Annotated in this window: 22 protein-coding genes; 13 read left to right on the top strand and 9 right to left on the bottom strand. The window is 60.8% G+C overall.

What is annotated here, in order from left to right; all coding sequences use genetic code 11:
- Positions 1 to 7: 7 nt before the first annotated feature.
- The 11 genes from ACA057_RS14590 (at position 8) to ACA057_RS14640 (ending at position 12005) form a co-directional block, all read left to right on the top strand.
- A complete protein-coding gene (locus tag ACA057_RS14590; protein WP_497349449.1) occupies positions 8 to 751 on the top strand; it encodes a quinoprotein dehydrogenase-associated SoxYZ-like carrier in 744 nt (247 codons plus the stop codon).
- Between the two features lie 16 nt (positions 752 to 767).
- Positions 768 to 1706 (top strand): quinoprotein relay system zinc metallohydrolase 1, encoded by a 939-nt coding sequence (locus ACA057_RS14595; protein WP_497349451.1) that lies wholly within the window; start codon positions 768 to 770, stop codon positions 1704 to 1706.
- Between the two features lie 275 nt (positions 1707 to 1981).
- Positions 1982 to 3757 (top strand): PQQ-dependent methanol/ethanol family dehydrogenase, encoded by a 1776-nt coding sequence (locus tag ACA057_RS14600; protein ID WP_497349453.1) that lies wholly within the window; start codon positions 1982 to 1984, stop codon positions 3755 to 3757.
- Positions 3758 to 3914: 157 nt separating this feature from the next.
- Entirely contained in the window at positions 3915 to 5435 is a 1521-nt protein-coding gene (exaC, locus tag ACA057_RS14605; RefSeq protein WP_497349455.1) for an acetaldehyde dehydrogenase ExaC, read from the top strand.
- A 258-nt stretch (positions 5436 to 5693) separates the two neighbouring features.
- On the top strand, positions 5694 to 5765 hold the full coding sequence (gene pqqA, locus ACA057_RS14610; RefSeq protein ID WP_003253598.1) for a pyrroloquinoline quinone precursor peptide PqqA: 72 nt from the start codon (positions 5694 to 5696) through the stop codon (positions 5763 to 5765).
- A gap of 55 nt (positions 5766 to 5820) precedes the next feature.
- A complete protein-coding gene (pqqB, locus tag ACA057_RS14615; RefSeq protein WP_497349457.1) occupies positions 5821 to 6735 on the top strand; it encodes a pyrroloquinoline quinone biosynthesis protein PqqB in 915 nt (304 codons plus the stop codon).
- A gap of 124 nt (positions 6736 to 6859) precedes the next feature.
- The gene (gene pqqC / locus ACA057_RS14620; RefSeq protein WP_497349459.1) at positions 6860 to 7612 is read left to right on the top strand and encodes a pyrroloquinoline-quinone synthase PqqC; all 753 of its coding nucleotides are present in this window, start codon (positions 6860 to 6862) and stop codon (positions 7610 to 7612) included.
- Entirely contained in the window at positions 7609 to 7881 is a 273-nt protein-coding gene (gene pqqD / locus ACA057_RS14625; protein WP_497349461.1) for a pyrroloquinoline quinone biosynthesis peptide chaperone PqqD, read from the top strand. Before pqqC ends, pqqD begins: the two co-directional genes overlap by 4 nt.
- On the top strand, positions 7859 to 9001 hold the full coding sequence (pqqE, locus tag ACA057_RS14630; protein ID WP_497349463.1) for a pyrroloquinoline quinone biosynthesis protein PqqE: 1143 nt from the start codon (positions 7859 to 7861) through the stop codon (positions 8999 to 9001). The genes pqqD and pqqE overlap by 23 nt, the downstream gene beginning before the upstream one ends.
- Positions 9002 to 9130: 129 nt before the next feature.
- On the top strand, positions 9131 to 10294 hold the full coding sequence (gene ercA / locus ACA057_RS14635) for an alcohol dehydrogenase-like regulatory protein ErcA (RefSeq protein WP_497349465.1): 1164 nt from the start codon (positions 9131 to 9133) through the stop codon (positions 10292 to 10294).
- Positions 10278 to 12005 (top strand): PAS domain-containing hybrid sensor histidine kinase/response regulator, encoded by a 1728-nt coding sequence (locus ACA057_RS14640; RefSeq protein ID WP_497349467.1) that lies wholly within the window; start codon positions 10278 to 10280, stop codon positions 12003 to 12005. The genes ercA and ACA057_RS14640 overlap by 17 nt, the downstream gene beginning before the upstream one ends.
- On the opposite strand, the gene ACA057_RS14645 is transcribed toward ACA057_RS14640, so the two are convergent.
- The 6 genes from ACA057_RS14645 to copC all read right to left on the bottom strand — a co-directional run bounded on the left by ACA057_RS14645 (position 12002) and on the right by copC (position 17813).
- Positions 12002 to 12874 carry an aldose 1-epimerase gene (locus ACA057_RS14645; protein ID WP_497349469.1) on the bottom strand — a complete coding sequence of 291 codons (873 nt, stop codon included), beginning with the start codon at positions 12872 to 12874 and terminating at the stop codon, positions 12002 to 12004. The genes ACA057_RS14640 and ACA057_RS14645 overlap by 4 nt on opposite strands.
- Before the next feature lie 189 nt (positions 12875 to 13063).
- Positions 13064 to 13951 carry an SMP-30/gluconolactonase/LRE family protein gene (locus ACA057_RS14650; protein WP_497349471.1) on the bottom strand — a complete coding sequence of 296 codons (888 nt, stop codon included), beginning with the start codon at positions 13949 to 13951 and terminating at the stop codon, positions 13064 to 13066.
- Between the two features lie 37 nt (positions 13952 to 13988).
- Positions 13989 to 14807 carry an NAD-dependent epimerase/dehydratase family protein gene (locus ACA057_RS14655; protein ID WP_497349473.1) on the bottom strand — a complete coding sequence of 273 codons (819 nt, stop codon included), beginning with the start codon at positions 14805 to 14807 and terminating at the stop codon, positions 13989 to 13991.
- Between the two features lie 227 nt (positions 14808 to 15034).
- Complete coding sequence (locus ACA057_RS14660; RefSeq protein WP_497349475.1) at positions 15035 to 16333, bottom strand: OprD family porin; 1299 nt, start codon at positions 16331 to 16333, stop codon at positions 15035 to 15037.
- 253 nt (positions 16334 to 16586) lie between these two features.
- Positions 16587 to 17444 carry a copper homeostasis membrane protein CopD gene (gene copD, locus ACA057_RS14665; protein WP_497349477.1) on the bottom strand — a complete coding sequence of 286 codons (858 nt, stop codon included), beginning with the start codon at positions 17442 to 17444 and terminating at the stop codon, positions 16587 to 16589.
- A 3-nt stretch (positions 17445 to 17447) separates the two neighbouring features.
- Positions 17448 to 17813 carry a copper homeostasis periplasmic binding protein CopC gene (gene copC / locus ACA057_RS14670; protein WP_497349479.1) on the bottom strand — a complete coding sequence of 122 codons (366 nt, stop codon included), beginning with the start codon at positions 17811 to 17813 and terminating at the stop codon, positions 17448 to 17450.
- Between the two features lie 138 nt (positions 17814 to 17951).
- Here copC and ACA057_RS14675 point away from each other — a divergent pair, with 138 nt between their 5' ends.
- A complete protein-coding gene (locus tag ACA057_RS14675) occupies positions 17952 to 18572 on the top strand; it encodes a TetR/AcrR family transcriptional regulator (protein ID WP_059404992.1) in 621 nt (206 codons plus the stop codon).
- A gap of 141 nt (positions 18573 to 18713) precedes the next feature.
- On the opposite strand, the gene preA is transcribed toward ACA057_RS14675, so the two are convergent.
- From preA to hydA, 3 genes are all read right to left on the bottom strand, one after another.
- A complete protein-coding gene (preA, locus tag ACA057_RS14680; protein ID WP_497349481.1) occupies positions 18714 to 19988 on the bottom strand; it encodes an NAD-dependent dihydropyrimidine dehydrogenase subunit PreA in 1275 nt (424 codons plus the stop codon).
- Positions 19989 to 21356 carry an NAD(P)-dependent oxidoreductase gene (locus tag ACA057_RS14685; protein WP_497349483.1) on the bottom strand — a complete coding sequence of 456 codons (1368 nt, stop codon included), beginning with the start codon at positions 21354 to 21356 and terminating at the stop codon, positions 19989 to 19991.
- A 184-nt stretch (positions 21357 to 21540) separates the two neighbouring features.
- Positions 21541 to 22980, bottom strand: a complete 1440-nt coding sequence (gene hydA / locus ACA057_RS14690) for a dihydropyrimidinase (RefSeq protein ID WP_497349485.1) — start codon at positions 22978 to 22980, stop codon at positions 21541 to 21543.
- Between the two features lie 552 nt (positions 22981 to 23532).
- Here hydA and ACA057_RS14695 point away from each other — a divergent pair.
- On the top strand, positions 23533 to 25017 hold the full coding sequence (locus tag ACA057_RS14695) for an NCS1 family nucleobase:cation symporter-1 (RefSeq protein ID WP_497349487.1): 1485 nt from the start codon (positions 23533 to 23535) through the stop codon (positions 25015 to 25017).
- Positions 25018 to 25053: the final 36 nt, after the last annotated feature.

Genomic DNA, 25053 nt, shown 5'->3' on the forward strand with positions numbered 1-25053 from the left:
GCCAGCGATGTGTCTGCTCTGCTGGTTGCCCATTGCCGCTCAGGCGGCGGACATCGAACCGGGCAAGGACCCGGTCCCGTCGGTGATGTGGGACTTCTATCACAAGCAAATGCTCGGTGATGCGCCGTTCGTGTTCGATGACCGCGTGAAGCTGCTGGCGCCGCCATTTGCCGAAGACGCCCGGCAAGTGCCGCTGGAAATCGACGCCCGTGCGTTCAAGGGCGAAGTGGTGAAGATCCTTGCCTGGGCCGAGCTCAATCCCTTGCCGAAAATCGTCGATTTCCAGCCGCTCGGCCGCGTACTGCCGTGGTTGTCGATCCGCATCCGCATCGAGCAAGCCACACCGTTGCGCGCGGCGGTGCTGACCCGCGACGGCTTGTGGCATGTGGGTTCAACCCTGATCGATGCGGCGGGCGGCGGCTGTACGGCGCCGAGCGTGGTGCGCACGCAACCGGGCTGGGAAGAGCACATCGGCGAAGTGCTTGGCGGGCGTTATCCCCGTGGCGAATTCAGCCGTGTGCGCATGCAGGTGGCGCATCCGATGGACAACGGCATGGTCAGCGGCATTCCTGAGTTCTTCATCAACCATGCCGAACTGCGCGATCAAGACGATCAAGTGCTGGCCCGCCTTGAGCTGTTTCCCGCCGTCAGCGAAAACCCCAACCTGACCTTCGACATCGAAGGGGCAGGGCAGACGCGCCTGTTGTTGCGCGACAACAGCGGCAATCAATTCGATGCGGCCATACCCTGACCCCAAGGAGCGCGTGATGCGCTGGATGCTGCTGTTGTGCCTGAGCCTGAGCCCTCCGGTGTGGGCCGACCTCGACTACTCACTCAAGCCCCGACAGATCGCCGAAGACACCTGGCTGCTGGAAGGCAGTACCGACAATTTCGCCAAGGGCAACGGCGGCAACATCGTCAACACTGCGTTCATCGTCACCGAGCACGGGGTGGTGGTGATCGATACCGGGCCATCGAAGCGCTACGGCGAAGCCATGCGCAAGGCAATTGCCGCGACCACCGATAAACCGGTGATTCAGGTGCTGCTGACCCACCATCACCCGGACCATGCGCTGGGTAACCAGGCTTTCACCGACGTGCCGATTGGCGCGTTGGCCGGCACCACCGAGCTGCTGCATCAGCAGGGCGATGGCATGGCCGAGAATATGTATCTGTTGGTGGGCGACTGGATGCGCGGCACCGAAGTGGTGTTGCCAACCGAGGCGCTGACACCTGGCGTGAAAAGTTTTGGGAATCACGATTTGCGCCTGCTGAGCCTGGGTGGGCACACCGGCGCGGATCTGGCTATTCTCGACCAGAAAACCGGCGTGTTGTTTGCCGGGGATTTGGTGTTTTATCAACGGGCACTGACCACGCCGAACAGTCCTGGGCTTTCAGTCTGGCTGGCAGATATCACCACGCTCCAGGCCTTGCCGTGGACGCTGATCGTGCCCGGCCATGGCCCGGTGGCCAGCGATCGACAGCCCTTTGAACAGATGCGCGATTACCTGACCTGGCTCGACCAGTTGCTGCGCGATGGCGCCGCCAACGGCAGCGACATGGCCGAGATGATCCGCAGCCCCATCCCCGAACGGTTCGCCAGCATCAACCTGAGCCGCTACGAACTGATCCGCAGCGTCAGCCACCTGTACCCGCGTTACGAACGCGGGCAGATGACCCGAGTCGATTCCAACGCGAACAAATGAACAACACGCAACCCCCTGTGGGAGCGGGCTTGCCCGCGATGAGGCCTTAACATTCAATATTTATGTTGGCTGATACACCGCCATCGCGGGCAAGCCCGCTCCCACAGGGGGCGGGTGTCGATCATACTCTCCGGGGTTCATCTCCTCCGACCCGCTACTAAGGAACTAGCAATCTCAACACTGCGGGCAATTGTTGCAAGGGCGGTGGCGGCGAAGAATCTGCACCAGACCGGGAAAATTTCCCGGGTATAACAAAAACCGCAGAGGTAGCCGTCATGACCCAACCCGCACGTCGCCAACCCTTCGTCTTGAGTGTGTTGCTCAGTGCCATGCTGCTGTCTGGCCAGGCATTGGCCGGCGTCACCGACCAGGACATTCTCCAGGACCCCAAGAACCCGGAGCAGATCGTCACCAACGGTCTGGGCGTCCAGGGTCAGCGCTACAGCCCGCTGGACACCCTCAACGTCGATAACGTGAAGGATTTGCGGCCAGCCTGGGCGTTCTCCTTCGGCGGTGAAAAACAGCGCGGTCAGCAAGCACAGCCGATGATCAAGGACGGCGTGATGTACATGACCGGCTCTTACTCACGAGTGTTCGCGGTGGACGCGCGCACCGGCAAGAAACTCTGGCAATACGATGCGCGCCTGCCCGATGACATCCGTCCGTGCTGCGACGTGATCAACCGTGGTGTCGCCCTGTACGGCGACCTGGTGTTCTTCGGCACGCTCGACGCCAAGCTCGTGGCCTTGAACAAGGACACCGGCAAAGTCGTCTGGAGCAAGAAAGTCGCGGACCACAAGGAAGGCTATTCGATCAGCGCCGCACCTCTGGTGATCAACGGCAAACTGATCACCGGCGTGGCCGGTGGCGAGTTCGGGGTGGTCGGCAAGATCGAGGCCTACGACCCGAAAAACGGCGACCTGCTGTGGAGCCGACCTACCGTCGAAGGTCACATGGGCTACGTCTACAAGGACGGTAAAGCGGTAGAGAACGGCATCTCCGGTGGTGAAGCGGGCAAGACCTGGCCCGGCGATCTATGGAAAACCGGCGGCGCCGCGCCTTGGCTTGGCGGTTACTACGACCCGGAAACCAACCTGCTGCTATTCGGCACCGGCAACCCGGCCCCGTGGAACTCGCACCTGCGTCCTGGCGACAACCTCTATTCCTCGTCGCGCCTGGCACTCAATCCGGACGACGGCACGATCAAATGGCACTTCCAGAGCACGCCTCACGACGGTTGGGATTACGACGGCGTGAATGAGCTGGTCTCGTTCAACTACACCGAAGGCGGCAAAGAAATCAAAGCCGCGGCCACTGCTGACCGTAACGGTTTCTTCTACGTGCTGGACCGCACCAACGGCAAGTTCATTCGCGGCTTCCCGTTCGTGGACAAGATCACCTGGGCCTCCGGCCTGGATAAAGACGGCCGACCGATCTACAACGAAGCCAGCCGTCCCGGCGCTCCGGGCACTGAAGCCAAAGGCAGTTCGGTGTTCGTCGCCCCGGCGTTCCTCGGCGCGAAAAACTGGATGCCGATGGCCTACAACAAGGACACCGGGCTGTTCTACGTGCCGTCCAACGAGTGGGGCATGGACATCTGGAACGAAGGCATCGCCTACAAGAAAGGCGCGGCGTTCCTCGGTGCCGGTTTCACCATCAAACCGTTGAATGACGACTACATCGGCGTGCTGCGGGCGATCGATCCGAAAACCGGCAAGGAAGTCTGGCGCCACAAGAACTACGCGCCGTTGTGGGGCGGGGTCCTGACCACCAAGGGCAACCTGGTGTTCACCGGCACGCCGGAAGGTTTCCTCCAGGCGTTCAACGCCAAGACCGGCGAGAAGGTCTGGGAGTTCCAGACTGGCTCCGGCGTACTTGGCTCGCCTGTGACCTGGGAAATGGACGGCGAACAGTACGTCTCGGTGCTGTCCGGTTGGGGTGGCGCGGTACCGCTGTGGGGCGGCGAAGTGGCCAAGCGCATCAAGGACTTCAACCAGGGCGGCATGCTCTGGACGTTCAAACTGCCTAAAGACCTCGTGGCCAAGCACTAAAACCAAATCCACCGCTCCCACATTTGATGTGCGCGAACCTACTACCAAATAACGAGAGTCCCCCTGCCAACGGCGCATTCGTCTGGCGGGCGGGGCTCTCTACTATCGGTTCATCGCCTGTTTGCCCGACAGGCACCGACCCAGACAGAGGCCCATCATGATCTACGCACAACCCGGAACACCTGGCGCCATCGTTTCCTTCAAACCACGCTACGGTAACTTCATCGGCGGCGAGTTCGTCCCGCCGGTCAATGGCGAGTACTTCACCAACACCTCTCCCGTCACCGGTGAAGTGATCGCCGAGTTCCCGCGCTCCAGCGCTGCCGACATCGACAAAGCCCTCGACGCCGCGCATGCCGCTGCCGATGCCTGGGGCAAGACCTCGGCGCAGGATCGCTCGCTGGTGCTGTTGAAAATCGCCGACCGCATTGAACAAAACCTGGAAATCCTTGCCGTTGCCGAAACCTGGGATAACGGCAAAGCCGTGCGCGAAACCCTCAACGCCGACGTGCCGCTGGCCGCTGACCATTTCCGTTACTTCGCCGGGTGCATCCGTGCGCAAGAGGGCGGCGCCGCCGAGATCAACGAGCTGACCACCGCCTATCACTTCCACGAGCCATTGGGCGTGGTCGGGCAGATCATCCCGTGGAACTTCCCGCTGCTGATGGCCGCCTGGAAACTCGCCCCGGCCCTGGCCGCCGGCAACTGCGTGGTGCTCAAGCCGGCCGAGCAAACGCCGCTGTCGATCATGGTCTTCGCCGAGCTGGTCGCCGACTTGCTGCCGCCCGGCGTGCTCAATATCGTTCAGGGCTTCGGTCGCGAAGCCGGTGAAGCGCTGGCCACCAGCAAGCGCATCGCCAAGATCGCTTTCACCGGTTCCACCCCGATCGGCGCGCACATCATGAAATGCGCCGCCGAGAACATCATTCCAAGCACCGTTGAACTGGGTGGCAAGTCGCCGAACATCTTCTTCGAAGACATCATGAACGCCGAGCCGCAGTTCATCGAGAAGGCCGCTGAAGGCCTGGTGCTGGCGTTCTTCAACCAGGGCGAAGTCTGCACCTGCCCGTCTCGCGCCCTGGTGCAAGAGTCGATCTACGACGACTTCATGAAAGTGGTGATGCAGAAGATCGTCAAAATCAAGCGCGGCAACCCGCTGGACACTGAAACCATGGTCGGCGCCCAGGCGTCCGAGCAGCAATACGACAAGATCCTCTCGTACCTGAAAATTGCCCAGGAGGAGGGCGCTGAGCTGCTCACTGGCGGTGCGGCCGAGCGTTTGGAAGGCGACCTGTCGACGGGTTATTACATCCAGCCGACCCTGCTCAAGGGCCACAACAAAATGCGCGTGTTCCAGGAAGAAATCTTCGGCCCGGTGGTGGGTATCACCACCTTCAAGGACGAAGCCGAAGCCCTGGCGATTGCCAACGACAGCGAGTTCGGCCTCGGCGCCGGCCTGTGGACCCGCGACATCAACCGTGCCTATCGCATGGGCCGGGCGATCAAGGCCGGTCGCGTGTGGACCAACTGCTACCACCTGTACCCGGCGCACGCCGCGTTCGGTGGCTACAAGAAATCCGGTGTCGGCCGTGAAAATCACAAGATGATGCTTGATCACTATCAACAGACCAAAAACCTGCTGGTGAGCTACGACATCAACCCGATGGGGTTCTTCTAACCCCGCAATAACATAGCAAAACCCTGCGGGAGCGGGCTTGCCCGCGATGAGGCCAGAACATTCAACATTGATGTTGAATGCCAGACCGTCATCGCGGGCAAGCCCGCTCCCACATTGGTTTTTTGTTGTTTTCGAGGTTGTGTATCACCCCCTACCAACGCACGCCGCCACCTCGTTCGAAAGTAGCATTCGATCGCCCGCCACCGCGTGCATTAATGGCTTTACCGGAATCGCCCGGCACAAGAAGAGGATTGACCCATGTGGACTAAACCCGCGTTTACCGACCTGCGCATTGGCTTCGAAGTGACGATGTATTTCGCCAACCGCTGATTGTTCACCCGGCCAGCCGTTGCGTTGGCCGGGCCTGCCTTCTGGAGCATCGCCCATGCACATCCGCGTTCTCGGTTCCGCCGCTGGCGGTGGTTTCCCGCAGTGGAACTGCAACTGCCGCCAGTGCGCCGCGATGCGCAACGGCAGCCTGCGCGCGCAACGTCGCACGCAATCGTCGATTGCCCTGAGCGACGACGGTGTGGAGTGGGTGCTGTGCAACGCGTCACCGGATATCCGCGCGCAACTCGAGCGCTTCCCCGCGATGCAACCGGCCCGCCAATTGCGCGATACCGCGATTGCCGGGATCGTCCTGCTGGACAGCCAGATCGACCATTGCACCGGCCTGTTGAGCCTGCGCGAAGGCTGCCCGCATCAAGTCTGGTGTACCGAGCGGGTTCATGAGGACCTGAGCAGCGGCTTCCCCTTGTTCACCATGCTCAAGCACTGGAACGGTGGCTTGCAGTGGCAACCCATCGGCCTGGACCGCGAGCCATTCAGCATCGCCGCGTGCGCACACCTGCAGTTTCGCGCGATCCCCTTGGTGAGCAACGCGCCGCCGTATTCGCCCAATCGTGGCAACCCGCAGCCGGGCGACACCATTGGTTTGTTTATCGAGGACCTGCGCAGCGGCGCCTCGGTGTTCTATGCGCCGGGCCTGGGGCAGATCGACGATGAAGTCCTGAGCTGGATGCAGCGCGCCGATTGCCTGTTGCTGGACGGCACGCTGTGGCGTGACGACGAAATGCGCGTCTGCGAAGTCGGCCAGAGCCTGGGCAGTGAAATGGGGCACCTGTCGCAAAGCGGCCCCGGCGGCATGCTTGAGGTGCTGGAGGATTTTCCCCGCCAGCGCAAGGTGCTGATCCACATCAACAACACCAACCCGATCCTTGATGAAGATTCGGCGGAGCGGGCGTTGTTGGAGCGGCGGGGGATTGAAGTGGCTTATGACGGCATGAGTCTTGTGCTGTAGCTCATGGCCCCATCGCGGGCAAGCCCGCTCCCACAGGTTTTGTGTACGCCGCAGCCCCTTGTGGGAGCGGGCTTGCCCGCGAAGGCGCCAGACCAGACACCGCAGCTCGACAAGGAGAACTGCAATGACCAACCTACCGATGTCCCCCGCCGAATTCGAAGCCGCCCTGCGCGCCAAAGGCGCCTACTACCACATCCATCACCCCTTCCACCAAGCCATGTACGCCGGCCGCGCCACCCGCGAGCAGATTCAGGGCTGGGTCGCCAATCGCTTCTACTACCAGATCAACATCCCGCTGAAAGACGCCGCCATCCTCGCCAACTGCCCGGACCGCGACGTGCGCCGGGAATGGCTGCAACGGATTCTCGACCACGACGGCGTGCCCGGCAGTGAAGGCGGGATCGAAGCCTGGTTGCGGCTGGGCGAAGCCGTCGGGCTGGATCGCGAACAAATCCTCTCCCAGGAACTGGTGCTGCCCGGCGTGCGTTTCGCCGTGGACGCTTACGTCAATTTCGCTCGCCGCGCCTGCTGGCAGGAAGCGGCCAGCAGCTCCCTGACTGAACTGTTCGCCCCACAGATCCACCAATCCCGACTCGACGCCTGGCCGACCCATTACCCGTGGATCGACGTCGCCGGCTACGACTATTTCCGTACACGCCTGAGCCAGGCGCGGCGAGATGTGGAGCACGGCTTGCGCATCACCCTCGCGCATTACGTCACGGTCGAAGGCCAGCAACGCATGCTGGAAATCCTCCAGTTCAAGCTCGACGTGCTGTGGAGCATGCTCGACGCGATGAGCATGGCCTACGAGCTGCAACGCCCGCCGTACCACACCGTCACCTCCGAGAACGTCTGGCACAGGGGGCTTGCTCAGTGAGTCTGAAGAATCGCCAAAAAACACCGTCCTTGCGCCAGGGTTTCCGTCTGCAATGGGAACCCCGTCAGGACTGTCACGTGCTGCTATACCCCGAAGGCATGATCAAACTCAACGCCAGTGCCGGGAAGGTGCTCGAGCTGGTCGACGGCCAGCGCAGCGTCGCGGCGATCATCGATCTACTGTCCGCGAGCTTCCCCGGCGAGCCGGATATTGACCACGACGTGCTGGCGTTTCTGGAGGTGGCCCATGCTCAATTCTGGATCGAATGACTCGCGTCCGGGGCCGCCGTTGTGGCTGTTGGCGGAGCTGACCTATCGCTGCCCGCTGCAATGCCCGTACTGTTCCAATCCGCTGGACTTTGCCCAATCCGGCGAAGAGTTGAGCACCGAAGAATGGATTCGTGTGTTCCGCGAGGCCCGGGACATGGGCGCGGCTCAACTGGGTTTTTCCGGTGGCGAGCCGTTGGTGCGCCAGGACCTGGCCGAGCTGATCAAAGCCGCGCGGGACATGGGTTACTACACCAACCTGATCACCTCGGGTATCGGCCTGACCGAACAGAAAGTCCGCGATTTCAAGGTCGCCGGGCTCGACCACATCCAGATCAGTTTCCAGGCCGCCGACGAAGCGGTGAACAACATGCTCGCCGGCTCGCGCAAGGCCTTCGCGCAGAAACTGGCCATGGCCCGGGCGGTAAAAGCCCAGGGTTACCCGATGGTGCTGAACTTCGTCACCCATCGGCACAACATCGACCAGATCGACCGGATCATCGACCTGTGCCTGGAACTGGAAGCGGATTTTGTTGAATTGGCCACGTGTCAGTTCTACGGCTGGGCCGAGCTCAACCGCGTCGGCCTGTTGCCGACCCGCGATCAATTGCAGCGCGCCGAGCGCATCACCAACGAATACCGCGAGCGGCTTGAGGCCCAGGGTCATCCGTGCAAGCTGATCTTCGTGACCCCGGACTACTACGAAGAACGCCCCAAGACCTGCATGAATGGCTGGGCCAACCTGTTTCTCGACATCACCCCGGACGGCACCGCGTTGCCTTGCCACAGCGCCCGGCAGTTGCCGGTGCAGTTTCCCAACGTGCGCGAGCACAGCATCGAACACATCTGGACCGACTCGTTTGGCTTTAACCGTTTTCGCGGTGATGACTGGATGAAAGAGCCGTGCCGTTCTTGCGACGAAAAGCACAAGGATCTGGGGGGCTGCCGCTGCCAGGCGTTCATGCTCACCGGCGATGCCGAAAATGCTGATCCGGTGTGCAGCAAGTCGCCGCACCACGGGGTGATCCTCAAGGCCCGCGAAGAGGCAGATGCGCCGGGGCAGGGCATGGAACACCTGACATTGCGCAATGAAAAGGCTTCGCGACTGATCTATCGCGGATGAATCGAGAGTTGATACAAATCCCTTGTGGGATCGGCGGTGAAAAAATGCTGTCCTTTGGTCTGATTGCATTCGCAGCCGGATGCTTTAGTGTGGGTTCTACCTTTCAAAACAATAAAAACAGGCTTTCCAATGAGCCAGAATCTCAGCCAGCTGCGTAAATTCGTTTCGCCTGAAATCATCTTCGGTGCCGGTTGCCGGCACAATGTCGGCAACTACGCCAAGACCTTCGGCGCCCGCAAGGTGCTGGTGGTCAGCGATCCCGGGGTGATTGCCGCCGGGTGGGTGGCCGATGTCGAGGCCAGCCTGCAAGCCCAGGGCATCGATTACTTTTTATATAGCGCCGTCTCGCCCAACCCTCGGGTCGAAGAAGTCATGCTCGGCGCCGACCTGTACCGGGAAAACCACTGCGATGTGATCGTCGCCGTCGGTGGCGGCAGCCCAATGGATTGCGGCAAGGGCATCGGCATCGTCGTCGCCCATGGCCGCAGCATCCTCGAGTTCGAAGGCGTGGACACCATCCGCGTGCCCAGCCCGCCGCTGATCCTGATTCCGACCACCGCCGGCACCTCGGCCGACGTCTCGCAATTCGTGATCATTTCCAACCAGCAAGAACGCATGAAGTTCTCCATCGTCAGCAAGGCCGTGGTTCCGGACGTGTCGCTGATCGACCCGGAAACCACCTTAAGCATGGACCCGTTCCTGTCGGCCTGTACCGGCATCGACGCGTTGGTGCACGCCATCGAAGCCTTCGTGTCCACCGGCCACGGGCCGTTGACCGACCCCCATGCGCTGGAAGCCATGCGCCTGATTAACGGCAACCTGGTGCAGATGATCGCCAACCCGAACGACATCGCCCTGCGCGAGAAAATCATGCTCGGCAGCATGCAGGCCGGGCTGGCGTTCTCCAACGCGATCCTCGGCGCGGTGCACGCGATGTCCCACAGCCTGGGCGGCTTCCTCGATTTGCCCCATGGTTTGTGCAACGCGGTGCTGGTGGAACACGTAGTCGCGTTCAACTACAACTCGGCACCGGAGCGCTTCAAGGTGATCGCCGAGACCTTCGGCATCGATTGCCGTGGCCTCAATCACCGGCAGATTTGCGGGCGCCTGGTCGAACACCTGATTGCCCTGAAACACGCGATCGGCTTCCATGAAACCCTCGGTCTGCACGGGGTCAGCATGGCGGACATTCCGTTCCTGTCACAACACGCCATGCACGACCCGTGCATCCTGACCAACCCGCGCGAATCCAGTCAGCGTGATGTCGAGGTCGTCTATGGCGAAGCCCTCTGACGAACAGCAACGAGCGCTGGCCGGGTTACTCGGATTAGGCAGCCATTCGGCGCGCAAGAGCCATTACCCGGAACTGGCCGCACGCCTCGATGAGCTGGAAGCCGAGCGCAATCGCTATAAATGGCTGTTCGAAAACGCGGTGCACGGGATCTTCCAGGCCAGCCTGCTCGAAGGCATGCGCGCCGCCAACCCGGCGTTGGCGCGCATGCTCGGTTATCAAGACCCGCAAGAGGTGCTGTTTTCCCTGGCGGATCTGGCGAGCAACCTGTTTGTCGGTGGGGCAAAAGAGCTGGAAAACATCGGCGAAATGCTCAGGCACCAGGGCAGCCTGCATGGCTATGAAACCCAATTGCGGCGCAAGGATGGCAGCAGCCTTGACGTATTGATGAACCTGTTGCTCAAGCCCGATCAGGAAGGGCTGGTGGAGGGGTTTGTCGCCGACATCACCGAACGCAAACACGCCCAGCAACGCCTGCAGCAACTCAATGACGAACTGGAGCAGCGCGTCACCGCGCGCACCGACGAGTTGCTGGAAGCCAACCGTAACCTGCAACAGCAGATCACCCAGCGTAAACAGATCGCCCAGGCATTGCGTGATGCCCGTGACGCCGCCGAGGCCGCCAATCGCAGCAAGGACAAATACCTCGCCGCCGCCAGCCACGACCTACTGCAACCGCTCAACGCCGCACGGTTGCTGATCTCGACCTTGCGCGAGCGCAAACTGCCCGACGTTGAACAGGTGTTGGTGGAACGCACGCACCAGGCGCTGGAAGGCGCCGAGGATTTACTCACCGATTTGCTGGATATTTCCCGGCTCGATCAAGCGGCGGTGAAACCGGACATTGCCTTGTATCGCCTCGACGAACTGCTCGGGCCGTTGGTTTCGGAATTCCAGTCGGTGGCCGAAGCGGCAGGTTTGAACCTGCGGGTGCACATGGGCGACTACGCCATCAGCACCGACTTGCGCTTGATGACGCGGATCCTGCGCAACTTCCTCAGCAACGCCTGCCGTTACACGGACGAGGGCAGCATTCTGCTGGGTGCCAGGCGCCGAGGTGAAATGCTGCGCCTGGAAGTCTGGGACACCGGGCGCGGGATCGCGGCGGATCGGCTGGATTCGATCTTTCTCGAATTCAATCAACTGGACGTCGGACGCGCCTCCGACCGCAAAGGCGTGGGGCTGGGGTTGGCCATCGTTGAACGCATCGCGAAGATTCTCGGCTATACAATCCGCGTGCAGTCGCGGCCGGGACGCGGTTCGATGTTCAGCATCGACGTGCCTATATCCCATGAGATTCCGTTGCCCATCAGCCAGGCTGCGCCGCTGCCGGGCACGGGCAATCCGCTGCCGGGGCGGCGCTTGCTGGTGCTGGACAACGAAGTGAGCATTCTCGACAGCATGAGCGCGCTGCTCGGGCAGTGGGGCTGCGAGGTGGTGGTCGCCACCGATGAGTTCTCTGCACTGGCCGCCTTGCAGGGACGCGCGCCAGAACTGATTCTGGCGGATTACCACCTCGATCACGGGGTGGTGGGCTGTGATGTGGTGCGGCATTTGCGCGAGCATTTCAGCCAGAGGATTCCAGCGGTCATCATCACGGCCGACCGCACCGACCAATGTCGGCGCTCGCTGCAAAGACTCGAAGCACCGCTGCTGAACAAACCGGTGAAACCCGGCAAGTTGCGTGCGGTGTTGAGTCAGATGCTGGGTTAAGTCAGTTCGCGGTATTGCAGGCTGCAACCCAATTCAGCCGACTGGCCTTGCTCCAGCAACACCAGCCCCGGTCGACCGGGCAGATGGTGCGCGTTGACCGGGTGGCTCACCGGCTCGATGCAGAAAAACCCCAGGTCCACCGGGCAGTACAGCAGGTAATAATCGCTGCCGGTGGCCTGGCATTCCAGTTCATAACCCAGATCGGGTTGCTGGATCAGGCAGCGGCCATCCCAGTGGCAGAAACCGTTGTCGACCAGTGTCGTGGGCAACGCCTTGGATTGCTGGAAGTCCCATTCAGCGGGCAGGGCGCTGAGTTGTGTCGGCAGTTTTGACGCGTCACACAACCAGACCTGCTCGGCCTGTGCCTGCAGCCGAGTGTTGGCTCTACGCGGAAAGTAAGGGTGCAAACCGAGCCCATGCCACGCGGCGCGTTCGGCCATATGGGTGACCTGCAACTCGATGCTCAGTCGCCCTTCACGCAGATGGAAGCGTTGTCGGGCGCGATAGGCAAACGGCGTTGTGCTGTCGAGTTGCAGCACCACTTCATCACGGGTCTGCGACACCACCTGCCACGCCTGTTGCCAGGCGCTGCCGTGAATCGGCAGCGGATCGGTGAGGCTGTTCGGCGTCAGTGCCAGCCAGCTATCGGGGCAGTCAAAACCCCCTTCGGCAATGCGGTTCGACCACGGCACCAGGGGAAAGCAGCCGAGCTTGCCCGGCAATCCGGTGTTCAGCGCATGAGCGTCACTGTGGCGCAACAGCGGCTGACCGGTGCTGCGTACCGCCCAGTTGACGATGCTCGCACCGAGTTCCGGGGCGAGGGTGAGGCGGGTGTATTCGTCTTCGAGGTTCAGCAAGGTTGGCGTCATTCAATTGAACTCTAATGTGATAACACCGCTGCCCCCTGTAGCAGCTGTCGAGCACCGCGAGGCAGCGCTCGGCGGCGAAGCCGTCGTAAAACCATCCTGCGCGATGCATCAAGAAAATTGCATCCACCGGATTGACGACTGCTTCGCAGCCGAACGCAGCCTTCGGCAGCTGCTACAGGGGGAGTTGATTCATCCTTTGAACTGTGGCTCTGGCAAGCCTTTGACGCCTGGATCGAGCGCGAACACGCCGCCCGCCAGCGACTGTTCGTCGTGATCGTCACCCGGGCGGATCGAGGTCACGAACAGCGTGTCCAGTCGACTGCCACCAAAGGCGCACATGGTCGGCTTTTTCACCGGTACGGCAAGGGATCGGTCCAATCGGCCGTCCGGGGTAAAGCGGTGAATCAACCCGGCGTCGTTGGCGCAGATCCAATAGCAGCCTTCGGCATCCACGGCGGCGCCGTCGGGGCGGCCGGGGAACTGATGCATGTCGACAAACAGCCGACGGTTGGAAGGCGTGCCGCTGTCGAGGTCGTAATCAAAGGCCCAGATCTGCTGGGCCAACGGATGGGAATCAGACACGTACATCGTGCGCCCGTCCGGGCTGAAGCCCAGGCCATTGGGCACGATGAATCCGCTGAGCTGAGCGTCAATCGAGCCGTGTTGACCGGCGCTGTAGCGATACAGCGTGCCGTCGGCCGCGTTGGCGCCCATGTTCAGCACCATACTGCCGGCCCAGAAACGCCCCTGACGATCGCAACGACCGTCGTTCAAACGCATGTCCGGGCGAGCGTGATCAACGCGGGCCAGCAGTTCGCTGTCGAGGCTGCCATCGTTGTGCGTGTGCAAATGGAAGAACCCGCTTTCCATCCCCGCCACCCAGCCGCCGTCACGATGACGAGCGATGCAGGCGAGCATTTCCGGCGCGGTCCAGGCGTGGACATGACCGCTGTCGGCACTCCAGCGCTGAAGTCCGCCGGCAGGAATATCGACCCAGTACAGGGCGTTTTCCTCGGGGACCCAGACCGGGCACTCACCGACTGCATTACGGGCATCGACAATCAATTCGGCTTGCATGCAACGCATTCCCTTGGGGTCAAGTGAAGGAAGAGATTCAGTCGCCGAACGGGCCAGACGCGACAAACGCGCCACCCTGGTAAACCATCGCCGGGTCATCGGCGGCAGGCATCGGTTGGGCTTCGACTTTATCGCGGAACACTTCGGAATTGTCCTGCGGTTTGTAACCCAGACCGGCGGCGAAGCGGTTATCCCACCAGACGTTCTTGTTATCGGACACGCCGTAGACCACGGTATGGCCAACGTTCTGGGCGTACAACGCGCATTCGAGCAGTTGGGTCAGGTCACCGAAGCTCAGCCAGGTGCTCATCATCCGGCGGTTTTGCGGTTCCGGGAACGAGGAACCGATGCGCACGCTGACGGTTTCGATGCCGTAGCGATCGAAGTAGAAACTCGCCATGTCTTCGCCGTAGGACTTGGACAAACCGTAGTAGCTGTCCGGACGGCGCGGGGAGTGGGCGTCGATGACTTCGTCCTGTTTGTAGAAGCCGATCACGTGGTTGGAACTGGCGAAAATCACGCGTTTCACGCCATGCCGGCGCGCGGCTTCGTAGATGTGGAACACGCCGCAAATGTTGGCGCCGAGGATGTCTTCGAACGAATGCTCCGTCGACACGCCGCCGAAGTGCAGGATCGCGTCCACGCCTTCAACCAGTTGATGCACGGCTTGCTTGTCCGCGAGGTCGCAAATCACGACTTCTTCGTGATGATCCTGGGCAGGAGCGATGTCGGCGATGTCGGACAGGCGAATCACGTTGGCATAAGGCCGCAGGGTTTCGCGCAGGACTTTGCCAAGGCCACCGGCTGCACCGGTCAGCAGCAGGCGATTAAAAGGGGCTGGAGGAGTAGTGATCATGGAAGTCCCTGGGACGCAGTTATTGTTAGTTGTTGTAAGTTGTCGTATGACTTGGCTGAAGTATCCTAAGCCTGTCCGGTGCTTGTCAACGCGTCATCACTCGAAATTGACGAAGGGTCCGGCCCCCCGCAATCCCAAGGAGCGAGACTTGCCCGCGAAAGCGGTGATTCAGACAAGCAGCCTTCGCGGGCAAGCCTCGCTCCTACAGGTGGGCAGGCTGTGGTGCCTTACAACAGCGAAATCGGGTAGTTGATGATGATGCGGTTTTCGTCGAATTCGTTGGTGCTGAAGTCCTTGCGGATGCTCGCGTTGCGCCATTTCACGTTGAGGTTTTTCAACGGGCCGCTCTGCACGGTATAGGCCAGTTCCGATTCGCGGCCCCATTCCTTGCCGTCGGTGATCGTGCCGGTGTGCACGTTATCACCGCTGATGTAGCGGTTCATCATCGTCAGGCCGGGAATACCGAGCACGACGAAGTTGTAGTCGTGGCGCAACTGCCAGGATTTTTCCTTGGCGTTATCGTAGCTCGAGTTGTAGCTGTCGTTGGCCAGGGTGCCGCCGCTGGTGCCGTTGACCCGCATCCAGAGATCGTCGCCGGTGAGTTTTTGCAGGCCGACGAAGAAGGTGCTGCCGCCGTATTTGGCCGAGAGCATGGCGAATGCGGTTTTGTTGTCGAGGTCGCCCGCCAGGGCGCTGCCGTCTTCCTTGCCGATGAAGTAGCCGAGGTTGGCGCCGAGGGTCCAGTCGCCCATCGGCTGGCTGTGGCTCAGGTTGAAATACTGCTGCTGATAGATATCGCTGAGTTCCGCGTACCAGACACCGACCTGGGTGCGCTTCTCGTTGAATGTGTATTCACCGCCGCCGAAGTTGAAACGGTCCGAGGCGAAGGCCGCCGATTTGCCGTTCATGAACATGTCTTCCATGCTCGCATCGTTGCGCGGGCTGTTCTGGCGGAACTGGCCGCCGTAGAGCGTCAGGCCGCTGATCTCGGTGGAGGTCACCTGGCCACCGCTGAAGGTCTGCGGCAGGGAGCGCCCGTCGTCCGAGCGCAGGATCGGCAACACCGGCATCCATTCGCCGACCTTGACTTCGGTTTTCGAGATTTTGCCTTTCAGCGCCACACCCAGGCGGCCGAAATTGTCGGCGGGGCGTCCATCGTCATGGATCGGCAGCAAGCTGGTGCCGCCCGTGCCTTTGCCGCCGTCGAGCTTCTGCGAGTACAGCCCCAGCACATCCACGCCAAAGCCGACCGGGCCCTGGGTGAACCCGGACCGGGCGTCGAGGATGAAGTTTTGCGTCCACTCTTCAGCCTTGCCCTGGGGATAGGCCGGGTTGGTGAAGTTGCGGTTGATGTAGAAGTTGCGCAGGCCCAGCGTGGCTTTGGCGTCATCGACAAACCCTTCGGCATTGCCGGTCATGGGCACGGCGAGTGCCAGGCTGCTGAAGCCAATCAAGCTCAGGGTATGGCGGCGTGCGAAGGATGGACGAGGGGTGCTGGCGGAGAAATGACGGACGAGCTTGCTCACAGTGACGCTCCCTTGAATCTTTGTTGTTTTTATTTTTGTTATACGTCGTCGTACAACATGGGGGCGATTATTTGCGAGGGATTCAGGGAATGTCAATCAGAAGTTGTACGATGACTCGGCGGGATGTTGCGGCATGTCAAAGAACCCCTGTGGGAGCGGGCTTGCTCGCAAATGCAATCTTACATTCAACATTGATGTTGGCTGATACACCGCTTTCGCGAGCAAGCCCGCTCCCACATTTTTGGTTTGTATTTCAGCTGGAAATCATCGGTGGCAGGGTGCCGAGTAGCGAAACCGCCGCCACGGCACCCATTCCCAGCAACCATTCCACGATCACGCTGGCACGCAATGTCGTCAGGCGTTGATCGCAGTCGTTGATCCGCAGCCGGTTGAACAACGCAAGCCCCAGCATCCCGGCGACCAGCACCACCTTGATCAACAAAATCAACGCGAACCCGGACAGCAACGGCGTCGGCCAAAACGCCCCGGTGAGCACCCGCACATTGATCAAACCGGTGAGCACTAGTCCCGCCACCAACAGGTAGCCAACCCCGCTGAAGCGTCGCAGGATTGCGCCGACGGCATGGCCCGCCGGTTGCCGAAGGATCATCACCAACAGCAGCAAGCCGCCGAGCCAGGCACCGACGCAGGTCAGGTGGACGATTTGATTGAGGATCAGCAAATGACCGCTGAGGCCGTCGAGCATGGCGCCGTGGCCGACCGGGGCTAGGGTCGCCAGCAGCAGACTGGCCAGGCCAATCCGCAACGTCTGGTTCGAACGCAATGGCGTCATCAGCAACGCCAGCAACACCCCATTGAGCAACAAATGCCAGCACCAGACCTGGCCGAAAAACGTGTTGCGCAACACCCGTCGCAAGGTCGGCAGATCGAATGCCGCGCTCCAGGTCCCGGCCATGCTGGCGGTGATCAGCAGCAACCAACCGATGCCGCTGAGCAAAGCCACCGCCGCCAGCCACCGACTCACGCGCGCCAGAGGCCCATCGAGCACCGTCTCCCGACCCAACAGCAGCGGCTTGAACACCCAAGCCCCGAACAGCATCAACACCACGGTGAAATGCAGGAAGCGGCACAGCACCATCGCGTCTGTCATGAATTATTGGCCAACCTTGAAGCGGTAGGCGCCTTCGCTTTTGTGGGTGTCGACCGAGACGGCATGCCACTCGACTTTGTAGGTGCCCGCCGCCAACGGTGCGGCCGGCGTGACGATCAAGGTCTTCTTGTCGCTGCCTTCGGTGGCCAGGCTTTTCACCGGCACATCGGCACCGTCCTTGCTGATCGTGACCTTGGTAAAGGTCGCTTCAACGCCTTCAGAAAACACCAGCCGCAAGTCCGACGGCGCACTCACGGTGCTGTCGGCGGCCGGCGTCTGTTCTTTCAGATGGGCGTGGGCAAGCACCGATGAAGCGGCGAGCAGCGAGCCGAGCAGGGCAGCGGCGGTGAGGGTTTTCTTGAGCAGCATCGTGGAGACCTCGCGGGCAGGTTCAAAGTATGCTCAGTCTAGCGGCGAGCGGCGGCGTGTACGAAGTTTCCTTTTCCCCTGTCGCCGCGATGTAGAGCGGATGCTAGTCTTGATCAACGCTGTTGTCAGGGAGCCCTCATGGGCAATCACAAGATCGAGATCCGTCGCAGTAACGTCGAGAAGATTCTGCTGGGAGCTGAAAAGGTCTTCGCCGAAAAAGGTTTCGGCAGCACCGCCATGGCCGACATCGCCGCCGAAGTGCAACTGCCGCGCTCCAACCTGCATTACTACTTCAGCACCAAGACCGAGTTGTACAGCGCGGTGCTGTTCGATTTGCTGGAAGTCTGGAAGCAGGACGCGCTGTGCTTCGAGATGTTCGACGACCCGCGCGTGGTACTCAGCAGTTACATCCGCGCCAAGATGAACCACTCCCGCAGCCGGCCTTACGGCTCTAAAGTCTGGGCCAACGAAATCATCCACGGCGCGCCGACCCTCGGTGAGAAGCTCGATGTCAGTCTGTACGACTGGGCCAAGATGAAAGAAGCGAAAATTCGCCAGTGGGTGGACGACAAACGCATCCTGCCAGTGGAGCCTTCAAGCCTGCTGTACATGATCTGGGCCTCGACCCAGCACTATGCTGACTTTGATCATCAGGTGAATATCCTGAATGACCATCAGCCGTTGTCGGACATGCAGTTTGAGCGGGCGGTGCAGACGGTGACCAGTGTGATATTGCGCGGGATCGGGTTGGAGCCTTGAGATCGTCGTTATAGCTTCCGACGCCATCGCGGGCAAGCCCGCTCCCACAGGGATCTCGGGTGTACACAGGATTTGTGCACGACTAAAACCACTGTGGGAGCGGGCTTGCCCGCGAAGGCGTCAGCCCAGACAACACCTCATTCAGACGGTTACGTGGTACGGATTCCTCGGATCATGATTCCAATCCAGAAACGGCTTGCCGTTGTCCATCGGCACCATCTCGATGCAATCCTGCACCGGGCACGTAATCTGGCACAGGTTGCAGCCCACGCACTCCTCATCGATCACTTCATACTTGCGCGTCCCGTCCGCCTGCTTGAGGCTGGCAACCGCCTGGTGCGAGGTGTCTTCGCAAGCGATGTGACAGCGACCGCAACCGATGCAGGCGTCCTGATCAATCTTCGCGATCACCTGATAGTTGATGTCCAGGTACTTCCAGTCCGTGGTGTTGCCCACCGCACGCCCGGAAAATTGCGAAATACGGGCGTAGCCCTGACTGTCCATCCAGCGTGACAAGCCGTCCTTCATCTCCTCGACAATCCGGAACCCGTGCAGCATCGCCGCCGTGCACACCTGCACCGAGCCGCTGCCCAGGGCGATGAATTCCGCCGCATCGCGCCAACTGCCGATACCGCCAATGCCGGAGATCGGCAGGCCTTGGGTCTGCGGGTCGCGGGCGATTTCGGCGACCATGTTCAGCGCAATCGGCTTCACCGCCGACCCGCAATAACCGCCGTGGGTGCTTTGGCTGCCGACGGCGGGATTGGCGACCATGCGCTCCAGGTTGACGCTGGTGATCGAGTTGATGGTGTTGATCAGCGACACCGCATCGGCGCCGCCACGATGGGCCGCGCGGGCAGCGACACGGATGTCGGTGATGTTCGGCGTGAGTTTGACGATCACCGGCAGCGAGCAATAGGTCTTGCACCAGCGGGTGACCTGTTCGACGTACTCCGGCACCTGACCAACCGCCGCGCCCATGCCGCGTTCCGGCATGCCGTGCGGACAACCGAAGTTCAGCTCAATGCCGTCGGCACCGGTGGCTTCCACCAGCGGCAGGATGAATTTCCAGGACTCTTCGACGCAGGGCACCATCAGTGAAACGATCAACGCACGGTCCGGCCAGTCCTTTTTGACCTGGGTGATTTCCCGCAGGTTGATCTCCAGCGAGCGGTCGGTGATCAGCTCGATGTTGTTGAAACCCACCACCTCGCGGTTGGCACCGAAGTGCGCCGAGTAGCGCGACGATACGTTGACCGCCGCCGGGTCTTCACCCAGGGTTTTCCAGACCACACCGCCCCAACCGGCTTCGAAGGCACGAACCACGTTGTAGGCTTTGTCGGTGGGCGGCGCGGAGGCGAGCCAGAATGGATTGGGGGCTTTGATGCCGGCGAAGACAATCGAGAGATCGGCCATTTACGCAGCCTCCACGTTGAGCATGAGTTGGGCGTTGATGGCTTCGGCCGCCAGTTTGCCGTGCTGCACCGCTTGCACGGTGAGGTCCTGATCGAGGCTGGTGCAGTCGCCGCCGGCATACACGCCGGGGATGCTGGTGCGCAGCTGTTCGTCCACCAGGATTCGATCGCCCGAGCGCTTGAGTTCACGAGCCAGCGGATCGCCGAGGGCGCTGCCATCGAAGGCCTGGCCGATGGCTTTGAAGATTGCATCGGCGGCCAGCTCGAAAGTTTCGCCGGTGGTTTGCAGGCGACCTTCTACCAGGTGCGTGCGGGCGAAACGCATGCCGCGTACCTGACCGTTGTCATCAAGCAAAACTTCATCGGGTTGGGCCCAGGTCAACAGTCGCACCTGATTGGCCTTGGCGATGTCCTGTTCGTGACCGGTGGCGCCCATGTCCTCGACACCGCGGCGGTACACCAGGTTGACGTCGTGAGCCCCCAGACGCGCCATTTGCACGGCCATGTCGATGGCCGTGTTGCCGGCGCCGAGGACGATGCAATGGTCCGCGAGGGGAAGCTGGGTCAGGTCATCGGCCTGACGCAGTTCGCGGATGTAATCGGTGGCGGCCAGCAGGCCGGGTGCATCCTCGTGAGCCAGGCCCAATTGTTTGCTGGCGGCCAGGCCGAGGCCGAGGAACACCGCGTCGAATTGCTGATGCAGGTCGCTGAGGGTCAGGTTCTCACCGAGTTTCTGGCCGTGACGGATTTCGATGCCGCCTATTTCCAGCAGGAAATCCAGTTCCTTTTGTGCGTAATCGTCCACCAGTTTGTACTTGGCGATGCCGTATTCATTCAGGCCGCCAGCCTTTTCCCTTGCCTCGAAAATCACCACATCATGGCCGTGCATGGCGCTACGGTGCGCGCAGGACAACCCGGCAGGACCGGCGCCGACCACGGCGATGCGCTTGCCGGTGGCGGCGGCTCGCTGGAACGGGTGTTCGCTGAAGTGCGCGTTGTCCACGGCATAGCGTTGCAATAGACCGATCAGTACCGGTGCGCACTCATGGTCGTTGTTGCGCACGCAGGCTTGCTGGCACAGGATTTCCGTCGGGCAGACCCGGGCGCAACTGCCGCCGAGGATATTGGCCGAGAGGATTTTCTGTGCCGCGCCTTGAACGTTTTCCTGATGGATATTGCGGATGAACGACGGAATGTCGATGTCGCTCGGACAGGCGTTCACGCACGGCGCGTCGTAGCAATACAGGCAGCGCGAGGCTTCCAGATGCGCCTGGCGGTCGTTGAGTGGCGGCGCCAGATCGGTGAAGTGGCCGGCGAGGGCGGCCGCATCCTCATAGGGATGCGGGAGGTGGGTCAGGGTCTTGATCACGGTTTTTTGCCTCACGGTTATTTGAGGTAACTGCCTCTGATGGGCATTGGTTTGTGCAGTGTCTGAACGGGCCTCATCGCCAGCAGGCTGGCTCCCACAATTGGAATGCATTCCCCTGTGGGAGCCATTTGGAATGCATTCCCTGTGGGAGCCAGCCTGCTGGCGATGAGGCCGAAGGCCGCTCTCAGCGTTTCACTGCCACAGGCTTATTCAACTCCGCCCGCTTGCTCAGCAAATCAAACACCGCCGGGTACGCCGGCCGTTCGACATACCGCCCGGCACCTCGCTCGGCGCGCAGGTCGCCATCGGCCCAGACCACACGGCCCTGACTGACGGTATGGCTGGGCACGCCACGCACGGTCTTGCCTTCAAAAATGTTGAAGTCGACTTGCTGGTGATGCGTCTTCGCCGAAATCGTCCGCGTGCCCTCCGGGTCCCACAGCACCAGATCGGCATCGGCACCGACGCGGATCGCGCCTTTGCGCGGGTAGAGGTTGAAGATCTTCGCGGTGTTGGTGGAGGTCAACGCCACAAAGTGCTGCATCGACAAACGCCCGGTGTTCACCCCTTCATCCCACAACACCGCCATGCGGTCTTCGATCCCGGCGGTGCCATTGGGGATCTTGCTGAAATCGTCCTTGCCGGCGGCTTTTTGCTCGGCGCAGAAACAGCAATGGTCGGTGGCGGTGGTGTGCAGGTTGCCCGATTGCAAACCATGCCAAAGCGCCTCCTGATGGCCGCGCGGACGGAAGGGCGGGCTCATCACGTAACCGGCGGCGGTCTGCCAGTCCGGGTGTTGATAGACGCTGTCGTCCAGCAGCAGATGCCCGGCCAGCACCTCGCCGTAGACTTGTTGGCCCTTGCTGCGGGCGTACGTGATTTCGTCGAGGGCTTCCTTGGTCGAGACATGCACCAGGTACAACGGCGTGCCCAGGGTTTCGGCGATGCGGATCGCCCGGCTCGCGGCTTCGCCCTCAACCTGCGACGGCCGCGACAGCGGATGCGCTTCCGGGCCGGTCATGCCCTGGGCCATCAACTTGCGTTGCAGGTGATAGACCAACTCACCGTTTTCCGCATGCACGGTGGGCACGGCGCCGAGTTCCAGGCAACGCTCGAAACTTGCCACGAGCGTGTCGTCGGCGGCCATGATCGCGTTCTTGTAGGCCATGAAATGCTTGAAGCTGTTGACCCCGTGCTGGCTGACCAGCTCAGCCATTTCCTCACGAACCTGTTCGCTCCACCAGGTGATGGCGACGTGAAAACCGTAATCCGACGCCGACTTCTCGGCCCAGCCACGCCACTGGTGAAAGGCTTCCATCAGCGATTGCTGCGGATTGGGGATCACGAAGTCGATGATCGACGTCGTGCCACCGGCCAGTCCTGCCGCGGTGCCACTGAAAAAATCTTCGCTGGCCACGGTGCCCATGAAGGGCAGTTGCATGTGCGTGTGCGGATCGATGCCGCCGGGCATCAGGTATTGGCCGCTGCCGTCGAGCACTTCGGCACCCGCCGGAATATCAAGGTTTTCACCGATGGCTTTGATCACGCCGTCGGCGCAATAGACGTCGGCGCGATAACTTTCATCGTGGGTAATAACGGTGGCGCCACGGATCAACAGAGACATTCCGAGTTCCTCGCAGGCAATGACCGACTGATGTCGGTTCTAACTGTTTTATATGAAGCTGACGCAAACAGGTGTATTCCTGTCATCGCTGTCAAGAATAGACGCTAGCTGTAGATTGTGGATTGAGCAAGAATATTTTTTATAAGCTTATATCTGTTTTAACCATTTGATATTTAACAATTAAATATTGAAATCACCAAAATGGTGAGGTCTATCACCATTTTGACGCACTTGACAGGTTCCAGAAATAGACGAGATTTCTTATGTGAAATCAGCTGTTTGAGAATGGACTATGGTTGATGCGCAACTTTGAAAAAAAATCGCCTGCACCAGATTGAGTCCTGACTGAATGGACAACTTGCCTGGCATTCGGCCTGAGTGAACAGGCTGGTCATCAAGGACTCGTTGGCGATACAAATAAAACTGATAAACATCAGTTGGTTATAAAGTTTTTATGGAACTGCCCGATGCGCAAACGGGGTGGCCGGCACGCTTATTGAAGCCGCGAGCCCTCGATGAGCAAAAAATAATTCAAAAAACAGTGGAGCGGCCATGCAACAGATCAGATCGCAAGTGACCGAGCGCGACGGCTTGTTTGAGCTCGAAGCCGGCAGCGACGTCCTCGACAGTCCCCGTTATAACCACGACATGGCACCGACCAAGGTGCGCGAACGAACCTGGAACAAATGGCACATCACGGCATTGTGGATCGGCATGTCGATCTGCGTGCCGACGTACACCCTTGGCGGCGTGCTCACTGCGTATTTCGGCCTGACCGTTGGCGAAGCGCTGGTGGCGATTCTGTTCGCCAACATCATTGTGTTGATCCCACTGACGTTGAATGCCTTTCCCGGCACCAAGTACGGCATTCCGTTTCCGGTGTTGTTGCGTTCGTCCTTCGGCATCCTCGGTTCCAATGTTCCATGCCTGATCCGTGCCTTGGTGGCGTGCGGGTGGTTTGGCATCCAGACCATGTTCGGTGGGCTGGCGATTCACCTGTTCCTGGGCTCGGTGTTCGAGGGCTGGAAATCCTTGGGCGGCACCGGTGAGGTCATTGGTTTCATGATCTTCTGGGCGTTGAACCTGTGGGTGGTGATTCGCGGTGCCGAGTCGATCAAATGGCTGGAAACCCTGTCGGCGCCGCTGTTGGTGCTGGTGGGTGTGGGCTTGCTGGTGTGGGCGATGCCGAATGTGTCGATGACCGAGTTGCTGGCGATCCCGGCCAAGCGTCCGGAAGGTGCGAGCGTCGTCAGTTACTTCGCCGCCGGGCTGACCGCGATGGTCGGGTTCTGGGCCACGTTGTCGCTGAACATTCCCGACTTCAGCCGCTACGCGAAAAGCCAGAAAGACCAGATCGTCGGGCAGATCATTGGCCTGCCGCTGACCATGTTCCTGTTTGCCTCGCTGGGCGTGGTGATGACCGCCGCGTCGGTGAAACTGGTGGGCGTCACCGTCTCCGATCCGGTCACCTTGATCGGCCATATCCAGAGCCCGGTCTGGGTGGCGCTGGCCATGGCGCTGATCATCATTGCGACGCTGTCGACCAACACCGCGGCGAACATCGTGTCGCCGACCAACGACTTCCAGAACATCGCACCGAAGGTGATCAACCGGACCAAAGCGGTGATGCTCACCGGGTTTGTCGGGCTGCTGTTGATGGGCCATGAACTGCTGAAAAAGCTTGGGTTGATTGTCTCCGACGTCAGCCTGGAAACGGTGTATTCCAACTGGTTGCTGGGGTATTCCAGCCTGTTGGGGCCGATCGCCGGGATCATGGTGGTGGATTATTTCCTGATCAAGAAACAGCAGCTGGACCTGGCCGGGCTCTATCGCGACGACGTGTACCCGGCGTGGAACTGGTTCGGGTTTATCGCGTTTGGCGTGCCGGTGGTGTTGACGCTGCTGTCGCTGGGTAGCGATGCGTTCAGCTGGTTCTACAGCTATGGCTGGTTTACCGGCTCGGCGCTGGGCGGGCTGATTTATTACGGGTTGTGCTCGATGCGGCCTGATACGTCTGTCGCGAAATCTGCGGTGTGAGGGATGGCCTCTTCGCGAGCAAGCTCAGCTCCTACA

Source organism: Pseudomonas sp. LBUM1661, from assembly GCF_059695925.1.